At 34.6% G+C, this 16,000-nt stretch carries 11 protein-coding genes; 3 read left to right on the forward strand and 8 right to left on the reverse strand.

All coding sequences use genetic code 11. The features are described 5' to 3' along the window. Nucleotides 1-93: 93 nt before the first annotated feature. From ASF10_RS10360 to ASF10_RS10390, 7 genes are all read right to left on the reverse strand, one after another. A complete protein-coding gene (locus ASF10_RS10360) occupies nucleotides 94-1,209 on the reverse strand; it encodes a D-TA family PLP-dependent enzyme (protein ID WP_056248557.1) in 1,116 nt (371 codons plus the stop codon). 4 nt (nucleotides 1,210-1,213) lie between these two features. Next, entirely contained in the window at nucleotides 1,214-1,861 is a 648-nt protein-coding gene (locus tag ASF10_RS10365; protein WP_056248560.1) for a bifunctional 4-hydroxy-2-oxoglutarate aldolase/2-dehydro-3-deoxy-phosphogluconate aldolase, read from the reverse strand. A gap of 9 nt (nucleotides 1,862-1,870) precedes the next feature. After that, nucleotides 1,871-2,899, reverse strand: coding sequence for a sugar kinase (locus tag ASF10_RS10370; RefSeq protein WP_056248563.1), 1,029 nt, complete (start codon nucleotides 2,897-2,899; stop codon nucleotides 1,871-1,873). Nucleotides 2,900-3,086: 187 nt separating this feature from the next. After that, a complete protein-coding gene (locus ASF10_RS10375; protein ID WP_055093883.1) occupies nucleotides 3,087-3,554 on the reverse strand; it encodes a RidA family protein in 468 nt (155 codons plus the stop codon). Nucleotides 3,555-3,558: 4 nt separating this feature from the next. Next, nucleotides 3,559-4,878 (reverse strand): GntP family permease, encoded by a 1,320-nt coding sequence (locus tag ASF10_RS10380; RefSeq protein WP_056248565.1) that lies wholly within the window; start codon nucleotides 4,876-4,878, stop codon nucleotides 3,559-3,561. A 198-nt stretch (nucleotides 4,879-5,076) separates the two neighbouring features. Then, entirely contained in the window at nucleotides 5,077-6,606 is a 1,530-nt protein-coding gene (locus tag ASF10_RS10385; RefSeq protein ID WP_056248571.1) for a SusD/RagB family nutrient-binding outer membrane lipoprotein, read from the reverse strand. 34 nt (nucleotides 6,607-6,640) lie between these two features. Next, the gene (locus ASF10_RS10390) at nucleotides 6,641-9,796 is read right to left on the reverse strand and encodes a SusC/RagA family TonB-linked outer membrane protein (protein ID WP_056248993.1); all 3,156 of its coding nucleotides are present in this window, start codon (nucleotides 9,794-9,796) and stop codon (nucleotides 6,641-6,643) included. 232 nt (nucleotides 9,797-10,028) lie between these two features. Between ASF10_RS10390 and ASF10_RS10395 the strand changes: the two genes are divergently transcribed. Beyond that, the gene (locus ASF10_RS10395; protein WP_056248577.1) at nucleotides 10,029-10,796 is read left to right on the forward strand and encodes a nitrilase family protein; all 768 of its coding nucleotides are present in this window, start codon (nucleotides 10,029-10,031) and stop codon (nucleotides 10,794-10,796) included. Here ASF10_RS10395 and ASF10_RS10400 read toward each other — a convergent pair. Beyond that, a complete protein-coding gene (locus tag ASF10_RS10400) occupies nucleotides 10,793-12,481 on the reverse strand; it encodes an Ig-like domain-containing protein (RefSeq protein ID WP_056248582.1) in 1,689 nt (562 codons plus the stop codon). The genes ASF10_RS10395 and ASF10_RS10400 overlap by 4 nt on opposite strands. Before the next feature lie 171 nt (nucleotides 12,482-12,652). Between ASF10_RS10400 and ASF10_RS10405 the strand changes: the two genes are divergently transcribed. Both ASF10_RS10405 and ASF10_RS10410 read left to right on the forward strand, forming a co-directional pair. Then, nucleotides 12,653-13,657: a hypothetical protein gene (locus ASF10_RS10405; protein ID WP_056248587.1), complete on the forward strand. Its 1,005-nt coding sequence runs from the start codon at nucleotides 12,653-12,655 to the stop codon at nucleotides 13,655-13,657. Next, nucleotides 13,617-15,989 carry a hypothetical protein gene (locus ASF10_RS10410; RefSeq protein ID WP_056248590.1) on the forward strand — a complete coding sequence of 791 codons (2,373 nt, stop codon included), beginning with the start codon at nucleotides 13,617-13,619 and terminating at the stop codon, nucleotides 15,987-15,989. Before ASF10_RS10405 ends, ASF10_RS10410 begins: the two co-directional genes overlap by 41 nt. Nucleotides 15,990-16,000 lie beyond the last annotated feature (11 nt).

Here is a 16,000-nt window from a genome sequence, read left to right on the forward strand (position 1 = left end):
GAGGTTCTCTAGACAAGTGTTATTATGAGGTCTATTCTCTTTCTTCTTCGCTCTATTTTCTATTCTTTTTTCTTTATTCTACTTTTTCTGCTGCTAGATATTAATTTTTCTGCTGCGGGCAACCACTTGCCATTGATCACAAATTTCATGTTCTGAATTCACAACCTGAACCGAATCGTAAAGTGCGCAAGTTGGGCAAACATGATACGGCTGGGCATAAATGGTATCGCCAATTGCATATTCGTTTTTTCCTCTGTTTTCTATAATTAAATGTTCTTCTGAATGTGCCGTTGGGATTAGGTTTTCATCATTTAAAATCACTAATCTTTTATCAATTGGGTTTTCAGAAGCTACGGCTTTGTATCCTATGTCAATACAAAAAGTAGAACTTGTTGGTTTTGAAATAATGGTTCCAACGATTACCAAAGCCGGTTCAAAATGTTGTTCCGGTAAATGAATCTGGTAATTAGAATCCCAAAAAACAAAAGTTCCGGGACTGCATTCTACGTTTTTTTGAGTGGCATAAAATGGAAATGTATTCGATCCGCCCGCGACAATTTTTAATTCGTAACCCAGTTTTTTATTAATCGCCTGAATTTCTTCGTTTATACTAAAAAATAAATTGGAAGCGGTATCAAATCGATGTTCTAAATCTCCTTTTAAATGACCGTCGTAAATGTGAATTCCTGCAAAATGAATGTTTTTCAATAGAACAATTTCATCAATTAAAGCTTTCCAGTTTTTAGAAACCGAAATTCCTGTTCTGTTCATTCCGGTATTTAAATCCAGATAGACGGTAAGTTTTAGATTGTTTTTTTCTGCGCTTGCATTTAAGGCTTTCGCCGAATCTAAATTGTCAACAATAGTCGAAAAAGTAGCATTTGGATATTTTTGAATCAATGAAATCCATCTGTCTTTTTTAGCGCCAACAGGTTGGTAGGCGAGAAGTACATCTTGAATTTCATGTATCGCGGCTAATTCAGCTTCGGCAATTGTGGCGCATTTTATTTTATTGATATTGTAGGTTTTAAACAAATCCAGGATTTCACCTATTTTATGCGTCTTGATGTGTGGTCTTAATTTTTGAGTTTCGCCATTTACTGCTTCAATCAAGCGCTCAATATTTGCCTGAATACGATCTTCGTAAACAGCCAAAAATGGCGTATCAATGCGGAGTTCGGAATTAATTTTCCACCAATTGTTTTGCATAACTTTAGTTTCTGGTTTTTTCTACAACTTCAATTAAATTTTGAAATGCCTTTAAAGATTGCTCATAATTTAAGTTCAAAAGCATTTCTTTCGAAAATAAATTAGAACCAATTCCTACGCAAACCACTCCGGATTTGAACCATGATTTTAAATTGCTTTCTTCGAGCGTTACGCCTCCGGTTGGCATTATTTTTAAATTTGGGAACGGTGCTCTAATGGCTTTTACATATCCCGGACCTCCAATTTTATCGGCTGGAAAAAGTTTTACAATCTCGGCTCCTAATTTATTTGCCTGAAGTATTTCGTTTAATGTCGCAGCTCCGGGAATCCAATAAATATTATTTTTGAAACAATAATTTCCAATTTCCAGATCTGTATGCGGGCAAACAATGCAATCTGCTCCAAGAAGATGAAAAGTTTCGGCATCATCTACGCTTAAAATAGATCCAACGGCGATTTTTACATCTAAATTATTTGCTTTTTTAAAGGCTATCATTTGACTAAAAACTTCTTTAGCATCATCTGCACGAGCAGCAAACTCGATAATTTTAATGCCAGCATCAGCCGCTGATTGCAATACTATTTGGGCTGTTTCAATGTTGATTTGGGTTACTAACGGAAGTACACCTTGCGTTTTTAATATGCTGTACATTTTCTTATTTTATCTATTAATTCTATTACTTGAGCCATTTTTAATGAAATGACTTATTTCGTTTTCATTTGTGATGGCAAAATCTCCGTGAATGCTTTGTTTGATTACGCCACAAGCTGTTGCCCATTCGATTGATTCTTGTCCTGAAAATTTATTCGATAATCCGTATAATAATCCAGCGTTGAAAGCGTCTCCGGAACCAATTTGATCTGTGACAACGTGTATTTTGTGTTCTTCGGTTTGATAAAAATTACCTTCGTGAATCAGTAAACCTTTGTATAAATGTGCCGGTCCATCAGATTTTCTAAAACTCATCGCTAATGTTTTTAGAAAAGGCATTTTTACTTTTAATAATTCGAATGTTTTCTGAAAGCGGTTTTCATCCGATTCATTTTTATCGGTTTTGATTCCGAAATAAATTTCAATTGCGTCTAAATCTGCAACAGTAATTGTGCTGTATTGAAGCAAATCAGGCATAATTTCAGACGGATGTTTCCCGTATTGCCATAATTTGGATCTATAATTAAAGTCAGACGAAATAGGTAAACCTTTTTTATGTGCTGTCAAAATCGCTTCTTTACAAACCAAACCTGCTTCATGAGAAACTCCCGGACTTATTCCTGACCAGTGAAAGTGCGTAACATCGGCGAAAGCCAAATCCCAATTGATCTGATCTTTTCCGATAGTTGCAAAAGACGAATTGCTTCGGTCATAAATAACTTGTGATTGCCTGATTTGATTTCCGGCTTCAACAAAATACAATCCCAAACGTTCTCCGCCATAAACACATTTTGAAGTATTTACTTTGTATTTCTGAAGTTCATTTAAGGCGAGTTGTGCCAAATCATTTTCGGGTAATCGGGTAATATAATCGGTTTGAATCCCGAGTTGAGAAAGTAAAACACAAACATTTGCTTCGGCACCGCCAATATGAATTTTTATTTCATTTGCTTGCGTAAATCGGTTTCCATCTGCAACGCTCATTCGAAGTAATAATTCTCCAAAAGTTGCAATTCTAGTTTGTGGTGTTGTATTCATATTTTTTGTTTTTTTGCCACGGATTATTATGATTAAAAAGATTTTTTCTCGCCACGAATTTCACGAATTTTCACTAATTCGCTGCGTAAAAATAATTCGTGCTGATTCGTGAAATTCGTGGCAAAAAATAAAATAAATCTGTGCGAATCTGTTTAATCCGTAAAATCCGTGGGCTAAATTCTTTAATCTAAAATAATTCGAAAACGGCTTCAACTTCAACAGGAATATTGTCCGGTAAAGAACCCATTCCTACGGCGCTTCTTACTCCAATTCCGTTTTCTTGTCCCCAAACTTCAGCAAATAGTTCGCTACAACCGTTTATTACGTAAGGATGTCTCAAGAATTCGCCATTACAATTGACCATTCCTAAAACTTTTATAACACGTTTTACTTTATTAAGGCTTCCAAAATTGGTTACAATTGTAGATAGCATGGTTAATCCGACTTGTCTTGCTGCTAACTTTCCTTCTTCGATATCCATGTCATCGCCAATTCGGCCAATGATTAAGGATTTGTCGTCGTTAACAGGCCCGTGACCTGAAAGGTATAAATATTTACCATCAACTAAATAGGGTTTATATATTCCTAATGGCTGAGGCGCCGGCGGAAGTGACAAACCAAGAGTTTCAAATTTTTCTTGTGGTAATAAATTCATGATATTAATGTATTATAGAGTTTAAAATAAAAACGAAAATGATTCCTAAAACAGATACTAGAGATTCCATGACGGTCCATGATTTGAATGTATCTTTCAGGCTGATATTAAAATATTCTTTGAACATCCAAAAACTTGGATCGTTTACGTGTGAGCACATTAAGCTTCCGGCTCCAACAGATAGAACTAACAAGTTGGGATCTAGACCGGTGGTTTGTAATAAAGGTAATAAAACGCTGGCAGTCATTAATCCGGCTGCTGTAGCAGAACCTACACAAACGCGTATGATTGCCGCCATCATCCAGGCCAATAAATATGGATGAATATTTGTTTGTGTTAATGATGCGACAATGGTTTCGTTTACGCCGCTTACGATCATTACTTCTTTTAAACCTCCGGCTCCACCAACAATTAAGACTATCAAAGCAACATCTTTTATAGCAACGGCATAATCATCCATTACTGATGTGATGCTTCTGTTCATTCTGATTCCTAAAGTATACGTACAGATTAATAGAGAAATCAGCATAATCATACTTGGTTCCCCAACCGTTTTGCAGATATTAACCAGAGTTTCATTTTTTGAAATCATTGGTAATATCGAAGTAATTGTTAAACCGAAAACTGGAAATAAGGCAGAGAATAAACTAAGAGAAAAGCTAGGTTGTTTCCCTTCATTAACTATTTCTTCGACGTTTAGAATTTCATGATCCGATTCGGTTTTGATGTTTTTTAATAAATTCGAAAACAATAAACCTGCAATAAAAATTGTTGGAATCGCAATTATGATTCCGTAGACTAAAACGAGTCCGATATCAGCATTTAAAATACTGCTTAAAGCCATAGGAGACGGATGTGGAGGCAAGAAACCATGTGCTACTGAAAGCGACGCCAGCATCGGGATTCCCAGATATACTTTTGAAAGTTTAAATTGATGGGCTACTGAGAAGATTAATGGAACTAACAAAACAAATCCAACACTATAAAAAAGTGGTATCCCAACAATAAATCCGGTCATCATTAAGCCAAGACGAACATATTTTTTGCCCGTCCATCCCATAACTGTTTTGGCAATGACATTGGCGGCGCCTGATGAAACGGTGAGTTTACCAATACAGGTTCCGAAAACAATAATCAAAGTGATAGATCCTAACATTTCGCCCAAACCTTTTTGAACCGTTTGAGACAAAGTTTCTATTGGCAAGCCTAAAAATAAACCCGCTAATAGAGCTGTTATGATAAAGGCAATAAACGGATTGATTTTAAACCAAGCTATCTGAATGATTAAAAACGCAATGCATGCCGTAAGAATTAAAATGCTCATTTATCTTTTGTATTAAGAGTTTCAATTTGTGTCGGTAGACACTTAATATTTGTAAAAACATAAGTCACAATTCTGGCGTGCCGTAGGTACGCAATAGTTATCGTTTTTGTTGCGTGCCTACGGTACGCAAACGAATTTGAAACTTTATAACTACCAATATTAAGTGCCTAGAGGCACATTTTTAACTCTTGATTCGTATTATTTATCCCACCACATTCTGGTTGTAAAACCATCTTCTCCCTGACGTTTAACCGCTTCTGCTAAGTTAGCTGAATTCACTGAATATTCGCTGGTTGAGTATTTCAAACGTCTTGGAATTGTGCCGTTTGTAACGTTTCCTGGAAAATTTACAGGAACTAAAACCGGATAACCCGTTCTTCTCCAGTTGGCATAAACTTCTTGTTCGTCTACAAATAGGGCAACATATAACTGCGTATGAATTTGGTTCATTTTTGCATCAAATGATGCTGCTGCATTGTACGGATTAAGTGTTAAATAAGCAGTTGCATCTGTAATGGCATACGCTGCTCCGTAGATTCCCATATTTAAAAAAGAAGCTTTAACGGCTTTTTCGTATAAATCTTTATCGGTTTCATTAGTGTACCAACCTCTTGCGGCGGCTTCGGCTAAATATAAATTCGTTTCGGCATTGCTTAAAAGCACAAGTGGAGCATCAAATTTAAAAACGGTGCTTTGGTTTGGCTCAGAATATGTACCTTGTTCTACTGCTGTTGGGGCTATTTTTGTTCCGTTAGGAAAACCTTTTTGTATCGCAAGAGTCGTATTTTGGGATGATCCTTGCCAAACACCTGAGTAAATACTAATTCTTGGATCGGCAGTAGATTTTAATAAATCAATAAATGTTTTGGCTAATTTTCCGCCTTCTACATTTTTCTGACCATTTGATCCCGCTGTAAAATCTTGTCTTCTGGCATCAAAACCAACTGGGTTTTTGTTGAAATCATTTGGCCCGTCTGTATATTTCATGATCGCGTTATCTGTTCCGTTAAGGATTACTCCGCCTGCAATTGCTTTGGTTACCCATGTTTTTGATAAAGCAGGATCAACTTTGCTTAATCTTAATCCTAAACGAAGCATTAAAGAGTAAGAGAATTTTTTCCATTTGGCAACATCTCCATCATAAATAAAATCGGCTTTGCCAAAACTTGGTTTCGCAGGATCTAATGCTGTTGCAGCTTCATCTAATTCTTTTAATAAATCTTTATAGATGAATTCCTGAGTATCATATTTTGGAAGAAAAACTTGTGTCGTAATTGCTTTTGCGGCATCAGAATATGGAATGTCTCCGTATAAATCTGTAGCTCTGTGATACAAATAAGCTTTCCAGATTCTGGCAATACTCAGTTTGTTGCTGTCATTAGGGTTTGCTTTCAAGGCATTAATTACAATTTCAGTTTCGTTTACAGCGGTTGGATATAGCTGATTAAAGTACGCCGAAAAGTAAACTTCGTTGCTTAAATATTTATCTCCCACACCAGAAGCTTCTTTATATGTCGCATAATGCTGAATCATTCCGCCACATTCAAGAATGTTCGTAAAAAAGTAATTATTATTTAAACCATCAAGTTGCGCTTTACTAAAAATAAAATTCGGATTTGGTGTATCAACTACATTTGGGTTGGTATTGATTTCTTCAAAATCCTTTGTACAGGCTGTCATACTTCCTAAAAGTATACCTGCGATATATAATATGGTTCTCTTTTTCATGTCTTTTAATTTAAAAATTAGCAATTAAGTGAGTTTAAAATTTGACATTTAAACTTAAACCGAAACTTCTGGTTTTTGGCACTCCAAATTGTTCTACACCCTGAGCATTTCCTGCACTAAATACAGATTCCGGATCTACGTTTGGTGTTTTCTTGTAAAGAATGAATAAGTTTCTTGCTACAAATGAAACCGAAGCTCCCTGAAGTTTTGATAATCCTTTTATTTTTTGAATTGGTAAATCATAACCCAGAATTACTTGTCTTAGTTTTATAAAACTTGCATCGTAAACAAATGTTGATGAAATGTTTCTTAAACCATCATAATAAGTTCTTAGGTTTTCAGGAGCAATAACCATGTCAACAGGATTTCCGTTTGTATCAACACCCTTTATTGGCAAACCGTTTTCACGACCTTCAAGCGTTAATTTTGTTAATCCCATACGAGTTCCGTATAAATCAGTTCCGGAATATAAACTTCCGCCAAATTTACCATCGATCAAAAAGCTGAAAGAGATGTTTTTGTATTTGAATTCGTTGCTAATTCCGGCTGCCCAAGGGTGAACTCCCTGACCTAATTCTTCAAGAGGACCTTGTGCGATAGTAGCAGATCCGCCGCTTACATTATACACCGTATTTCCGTTTGCATCTACGCGAGGTTTGTATCCTTTTATAATACTGTACGGGCGACCAACATCACTTGTTATCGTTACATATCCGTTTACAGAAGTTGCCATTGTGATGGAGTTTAACTGATCTGTAAGAGCTTCAACTGTGTTTTGGTTATACGATCCGTTGAAACTTGCATCCCAGGAGAAATTTTCTGAATTAATGATTTTTCCACTCAATAAAACTTCAACTCCTTTGTTTCTCATTTTTCCAAGATTTAATAAAGCCGTGCTAGATCCGGAAGCGTTAGAAATTGTAGTTTCGACAATATCATTTGTTGTCGCACGGTTATAAAATGCTAAATCAAGATTAAGGCGATTGCGGAAAAATCCTAAATCAGTTCCAATTTCAAATGTTGTCGAAGTCAACGGACTTAAATTTGGGTTTGGAACTCTTGTACTTGTTGGTCCTTGTAATTGCTGACCATTGTGTCCGCCCTGAATCATAGAATACGATTGGTTCAATGCATAAGGATCTGGCGTTGCGCCACCAACTTGTGCCCATGAACTTCTTAGTTTTGCAAACGAAATAAATTCTGGCATTGTAATAATATCAGAAACGATAATACTTGTTCCTACCGAAGGATAAAAGATGGTATTGTTTTCTTTTGATAGTGTAGAAAACCAATCCTGACGACCTGTTACGTTCAGGAACACGATGTTTTTATAGTCGAAATCTGCAGCTCCGTAAACCGAATTTGTTTTTGTTTTTCCGTAAGGATAACTGTAAGCAAGAGTTGATAAATTGCTTAAAGCATAAAAATTGTCCAAAACAAAGTTCGAACCTTCAACTCTGGTTTCGTCTCTTAAATTAGTTCTGGAGTTCACTCCAATTAAAGCATTTAGAGAGAAATTATCAATGATGTTTTTCTTGTTGTAATTAAGAATTGCTTCAGAATTCAGGTTCGATATTTTAACTCTTGAACCTTGTGCATAACCTACAGGATTGTTTAAAGTTGTTTTTGGGATGTATCCAAAGAATTCATAATCAGTAAAATCCTGACCAATTCGACCCTGAAGGAATAATTCCGGAGTAAAGTTTAACTTCACATTCAACATTCCGATAAAACGATTTTTAGTATCGTTGTTTTTAATTTTGTTCACAACAAAATACGGGTTTGTAGCCACCGCAACAGGATTCCATGCTTCTTCTACGCCATTTTCATCATATCCCGGAGCAAGATTTCTAATGTCAACGGTATTGGCAATCATATACGTTCCCCAGTTAGGGTTTGCTTCAGCATCTGAAACCGTAACTCTGTTATTTGATTTTTCTAAATTGTATTGTGCTACAACATCAAATTTTAACCAGTTTGTTACGTTCACATTACTCGCAATGTTAATGCTCTTTCGATTAAAATCAGAATTGGGTACAACACCTTTATTTTCCATGTTCGAAAACGAAAGACGTCCCGTAGCTTTTTCACTTCCTCCTGATAAGGCCAATGAGTTGATGAAAGTTGTTCCCGTATTATAAAAGTTTTTGATGTTATTTTTTTGCGCAACATAAGGTCTCGCAACTCCATCAAACTGTACAACATCGGTCCCGTCAATTTTTGCTCCCCAAGACCAGCGTCCGTCAGCAATTGCTTCAGCCTGGTTTGTTGGTTTTTTTCCGTTTGCTCCTGAACCGTATTCATACTGCCAGTCTGGTGTGATTGACGGTGTTTCAAATGTAAACGAAGTATTATAATCAACTCCAATCCCTTTTTGTACCGCACCTCTTTTGGTCTGAATCAAAATAACACCGTTTGCAGCATTTGCACCGTATAATGCAGCTGCCGTTCCGCCTTTTAAAACCGTTATTGTCTTAATATCATCAGCATTGATAACAGATGTTCCGTCACCTCGATCGACATTTATTCTGGTAGATCCCGGACCGTTGCCAATTCCCGGTAAATTAAGTTGCGTATTATCAATTGGCAAATCGTTGACCACATACATCGGTTGGTTATTTCCGTTTAGCGATCCGTTACCTCTTATAACAACTCTGCTCGACCCGTTTGGTCCGGTTGCAGTGCTGCTTACATTTACACCGGCAATTTTACCTACTAATGCATTAGCGATATTGGTTTCTTTCGCTTTTGTAAATTCAGTTCCTTTTAGTTCCGTAACGGCATAAGCAACAGATTTGCTGCTTTTTTTAACTCCTAATGCGGTTACTAAAACCTGATCTAAAACATTTTCTGCTGGTTTTAAGCTTATTGTTAAGTCTTGCGTATTGTCTAATTTAAATTCTAAAGTTCCATAACCCATGTAACTTATGATGATGTGAGTTTCATTCTCCGGAACATTTAGTTTGAATTTTCCGGTCTCATCAGTTATGGTAGCTATTTTGTTATTGCCTTTTGCATAAACAGTTGCTCCTGCAATTGGCATTCCGTCATCCTGACCAATTACCTGGCCTGAAATTTCTGTCTGACTGCTTTTTTGTTCAAAAAGATGCTTTTTTATTGCAGCCTCTTTTGCATTTGCTGAGAAAATCATTCCCCCAATAAATACTAATGAAATTAGTTTTCTTTTCATAATTCTGTGGTTTTCATGTTTTTTTGGTTTTTGTTGGCGATCAAATATATATAAATATTTTTCACGTTTGCATATTTTTTGCATAAAATGCATATTTTTTGCAATATTTTTTATTGAAGCATTTTTAATTTCCAAAAGATCTAAGGTTTTGTGAGGTGTCTTGAGAAAATTTTGCAAATACTGTTTTTTCTGCAGCAATTAATTTTAATCTTAAAATTCGTATTTTTGAGCTATGAAAATTGCACTTATACAATCAGATCTTTATTGGGAGAATGCTTCCAAAAACAGAAAAAGCTTTGAATCGAAAATAAATCACATCGATTCTGAGGTTGATTTAGTGGTTCTTCCTGAAATGTTTTCGACAGGATTTACCATGAATGCTGAGCAAGTTGCTGAAACTATGCAGGGTGAAACCGTGCTGTGGTTACAAACTTTGGCAAAACAAAAAAACTTCGCCATTACGGGAAGTTTGATTATTGTCGAGAATAATAAGTATTATAACAGAATGTTGTTTGTTTTTCCGTCAGGAGAAATTCAGTATTATAACAAGCGTCACTTATTTACGCTTGCCGGAGAAGATAAGTTCTATACAAACGGAAATGAAAAAGTAATTGTAGAATATCTGGACTGGAAGATTTGTTTGCAAGTTTGCTATGACTTAAGATTTCCGGTTTTTGCCAGAAATGTCGAAAATTATGACTTGCTTTTATATGTTGCCAATTGGCCAAAAGTACGCACCAATGCCTGGGATGCTCTGCTAAAAGCAAGAGCAATCGAGAATTTAAGTTATGTTGTTGGTGTAAATCGGGTAGGACTCGATGCAAACAATTACGAACACATTGGACATTCGCAAGTAATTGATTTTCTTGGGAATTTTATTTTGGAACCTCAGGAAACCGAAGCTGTTTTTGTAGTCGAACTAGATAAAAATACGATGCTCGAAACCCGAAAAAAACTCGATTTCCTAAGTGATAAAGATGTTTTCGAAATTAAAATCTAAAACGCTTTTCTCTTCTTTGTATCTTCTTTTTGCTTTTTATCCAATAGTTTTTTCTCGACTTCAGGATTAAAAGGTACACTTAAATCTATGGACTGCTCTACATCCCAATTCGTTCGCACATCTACGTCTCCCTGAAAGTAAAAAACTTCTTCAGAATATGTTTTATTTAAGAAATTTCCGGAATCATATATCTTGTTTTTATTATCATCATAAATAACCCGAACTGTAAAAATTTCAGGCACAAGTAAATTGAATTCAAGTTTTGTCTTGCCTTCAGAATAGTCTGTAGCATATACAATGTCTCCTTTTTTATTGGTGATTTCGACTATTATAGGAAAACGTTTTACATTTTGTAAATTCAATATCAGATTTCCGTAATCAGAATATTCTTTTGTGGTTAACTTATAAACAAGTGTATCGTTTGCTTTTTCAAAGAAATCAGTCAAAGCGCCCGGGAAAAAAGTAAAGTTGTACTTCTGTTCCGGTTCTTTTTTGAAATCTACATACAGTTTTTGTTCAAATTCATTGTATTCTGTAGTAAAATCTACAGCGACAGAATCTTTATTAACCAGCTTGATTTTTGTTTTATCAAATTTAACGAGCGGAGTTGCAGATTCTAATGTAAATCTTTCCCTGAAATTTAAAGCTCCGCTTTGAGCGGCCGTTATATTCAGCGTATCTTTCTTTTGATCTTTTACTTTAAATGTAAATTTTTTGTCATAATTATCTCTGCTGACTTCAATAGATAAGGAATCTGCTTTTATTGGTTTGTACCAAACTTGCAGCGAATCTTTTTTAGGAAAAGCAGTTACAACCGTTTCCAGAACTTCATTGTTGTGTTTAAGAACAATTTTAGGTTTCGAGGTTTTAAAATTCTGTTTCCCTTCATAAGGAAGAAATAGTCTGTTTCCGGATGCCTGAATTGGTTTGAATGCTTTTAGCGGAAGTGTTTCTTTAAATAATTCTAATTCGAATACAGTATCATTTGGTACCGTGATATAATGTTTAAGAAAACCAATTTTATCATCTTTTGGATTATATCTGTTGTTGTTTCCTTTGTCTTTTAGCGCCACTAATAAATATTTTCCGGCTTTTAAATTTTCTAATTTAAAAGTTCTCAAACTGTCCAGCGTATTGGTAATATATCTTGGGCTTTGTTTGTAAATTACAGAATCCTTAAAAGTATCATTTACTTCATAAAGCATTACAGATACAAAATTGTCAACATTTTTTTCATAAGCATCTTTAATTTGCCCGCTAATAGAAAGCGAGTCGATATAAGATCCTGTCGAGAAAATATATTTGAACTGATTGATCGCATTTCCTTCATTATTATCTGCGATGCTTTGCCCAAAGTTAAAGCTGTAAGTTGTATTAGGCTGCAAAGTATCTTTTATTTTTATAGTGATAACTTTGCTTGCATTTGTAGGCAGAATCAGCGGCTCATGTTTCATAGGAGGCGAAATAATAAGCTGCTTGTTTAAGTTTTTAAGCTTAACATATTCATCAAATCCCAGAATGATTTCGTTTCCTTCAAAATTAGTACTGAAGTTTTTAGGTGAACTATATTTTAAAACCGGAGCAAGAGTATCTTTTAATCCGCCGGTAATACTGCCTCGTTTGGCACAGCTTAACATTAAAAATACCAGTAAAAAAGAAATATATCTGAAGTTGTTTTTCAACATAACAATTTTGAATTTGATTGCACAAAATAACGATTATATTTGCTTTAATTGAAATTTTTTATCCATTTATTAGGATTTATAGCTTTTGTTTGCTCGCTATTTTTTTGAATTTGAAATCATCTGCAGGATATAATTTCTTACTTTTGATTTCAAATATAATTTTTCCCCGTTTTGATAAGAAGATTTTTAGTTGGTTTACTGATTTTTTTACTGATTTCCTGTGGTAAAAACGAAAAGCCAATTGTCGCTTTTTATTATTGGAAAACCATCTTTAAACTATCCCCAACAGAAAAGGAAGTATTGCTGGATAATGAAGTCAGCAAACTTTATATCAGATATTTTGATATAGGTTTACAGCCTCAAACCAAAGAACCAATCCCAATAAGTCCTGTTCGTTTTCAGGAAAATGTAAATGCTTTTACCATTGTTCCTGTAGTTTTTATTCAAAACAAAGTCATGTTACAGCCCAATCTTGATATTGATGATCTGGCTCAAAAAACAGTTCGTTTAGTTCAGGAAATCAATGCTGCTAATAAAATCAATTGTCAGAAAATTCAAATCGATTGTGACTGGTCCTTAAAAAGCAAAGACAATTACCTTAAATTTATAGAACGGTTTAAAAAGCTTTCTCATAAAAAACTGTCGGCTACAATTCGATTGCATCAGGTAAAATATTTTAAGAAGACGAAAATACCAAATGTAGATTCCGGAGTTTTGATGTATTATAATATGGGTACAATTGCGCCGGATTCCCTTAATTCTATTTACAGCAAAAAAATCGCTGAAAGATATCTGGAAGGTTTAAAAAAATACCCGCTGCATCTTGATTTTGCATTGCCAGTATATTCCTGGGCGGTTCATATCAGGGATCAAAAAGTGATAGGTTTGCGCTCAAAACTAAATGTGGGCGAATTAAAAAAAGATGCGAATTTTGAGAAAATTGGCACTGTTTTTTTTAAGGTAAAACAATCTAATTACAAGAACGGAGTTTTTTATGAAGAAAATGACTTGCTGAAAATAGAGTCAATTTCTGCTGCTGATTTAAAAGAAATGGCAAATGATTTGCAGGATAATTTAGCCAATAACCCAAAAGAAATTATATTTTACGATTTAGACGAATTCAATATTAAAAACTATGAAAAGAATATTTTTAAACAAGTTATTTCTTGTTTCTAGTGCTGTTTTACTTTTTGCTTATGGTGTAATTTACGCTTGTGGAGGAGGAGACGACTGGGATTTTTTTGGTTATAATTCTAATTTCACACCCGAAACATTTACGGATAAATCATATTCGCCGCTTTTTTTATCAGGTGGTATTTTTTACGGAATTGGTTTTGATACCCAACACAATTCCAGATTTAATGATGACATAAAATCAGATTGGGCAAATTACCTAAAAGGGAAAGTTGATGCTGCAACAGTTTCTTATTTTTTAATTGGGGAAGAAACGCCAATGTATTCTTCTGAGAAAAAAACGGCTCAAAACAAAACCGACATTACTCAGCTTCATGTATTCTTTAAAAATAAAAAAGAGAATCAGACTTCTTTAAAATGGGGTAAAAAGATTAATCTGAAAGATGCCAAAGTAAAAAGCTTTATTGAGTTTTTATATTTGGCACAAAAAATAGAAACGGTATCTACTAATACTGATTATTGGAGTTATGATCCTGTTGTGGCCAAAACTTTTAATGATCTAAAAATGATTCAGTCCATAGAGAATGTCTACAATACAACTTCAGATTCGTTCCTGAAAAACAGATATTGGTTTCTTACCGCAAAAGCTTATTTCTATAGTAATAACAAGAAAAAAACAATTGAATTTTTTAATAAAACAGAATCTTCTGTGGCGAAAAATACCTTGTATTATCGCGCACTTTCTTATGTAGCGGGAATCAATTACCAACAGAAAAAATATTCGACTTCAAATTATTTATACGCTCAGGTATTCGATAAATGTCCTGAACTAAGAATTGTAACGGCTTATAGTTTTCATCCGCAAAATGAATCCGATTGGAATAAGTCTTTGGCAATGGCCAAAAACAACAAAGAAAAAGCGGCACTTTGGGCAGTTCACGGTTATTATAAAGATGAAACCCAGGCAATAGGTAAAATTTATGAATTAGATCCTAAAAGCGAACACCTCAATTATTTATTGACCAGATTGGTGAATAATCAGGAGCAGAGTATAAATAATTCATTTGAGGTAAAAACAAATACAGATGATTATAGTTCGCCGTCTGTTAAGCAGACTATTGTTGAAAACAGAGAAGCAAACAAGATCAAAATGAATGCGAAAGCATTTGATTTAGTCGCTAAAATTGCTGCTTCAGGAAACACAGAGAAACCTTATTTATGGGATATTTCATTGGGATATTTGCAAACTCTAAAAGGAGATTATGCTGCTGCAGATACTAATTTGAATAAAGCAGAAAAAACAATGCCTAAAACCGAATTGGCAAATTACCAATTGCGATTGCTGCGTTTTATAAATAATATGAGTAAAATTGATAAGCTTACAGATAAAAACGAAAAAACAATCCTGGCAGATTTGAATTGGTTGTATAACGAACTTCCCAAAACATATAAAGGGGAGGAATTCCGTTATCAAAATGCGGCGCAATGGAGCAAGAATTATTTGGCTACCTTATATAGAGCAAAGCAAAATCCGGTAATGGTAGAATTATTTGGCGGAGACTCTCATTCTAATTTGTATTATTGGGGTGGAGGAAATGCTTTTTATGATAACGAAAAGAATTTGTTAGACATGAAATCATTTTTGGCTAAGCCAAATAAAACCGAAATTGAGAAAATTGGAGTTGGAATTTATTACCTGAAATTAAAGGATATAAATAGTTTCCAGGCGGTTCAGGCAACATTCAAAAATAAAATTCCCGAAGCAATTGCTTTTATTCAGCAAACAGACTCAGTTCAATACTATACTTTTTTAGGAAATCCGTTTAACGGGAATATAAAAGATTGTCACGATTGCGATCACGAAGCGTATCAAAAAAAGAAATATACGCAAATTGATTTCTTAAATACGATAAAATCAATGCAGGATAAACTCGCCCAGAAAGAAGATGTTTATACCAATAGTTTATTGTTAGGAAATGCTTTTTATAATATTACTCATTTTGGTAACGGAAGAACTTTCTATGAAACCACTATTGTAGGTTACGGTTCAAACCCGTATTCATTTAGGGATTCGATGAAAAAGATGATTACCAATTGCGATGTTCCTAAAATGTATTATCAAAAAGCATTTGAAGCTGCGACTACAAAAGAGCAAAAAGCAAAATGTATTTATATGTTGGCAAAATGTGAGCGTAACGAATATTATAATAATAAGTATAATAACCTGAAAAATTGGTGGGAAGCAAACGACGATAAAATTAATTTTATTGCCTGGAATAGTTTTAAAACCTTAAAAAAGGAATATTCGGATACTAAATATTATCAGGACGTGATTGCTGAGTGTGGTTACTTTAGTACATATCTTAATCAATAAACCAGAATTAG

The organism is Flavobacterium sp. Leaf82 (assembly GCF_001422725.1).
Taxonomy (GTDB): Bacteria; Bacteroidota; Bacteroidia; order Flavobacteriales; family Flavobacteriaceae; genus Flavobacterium.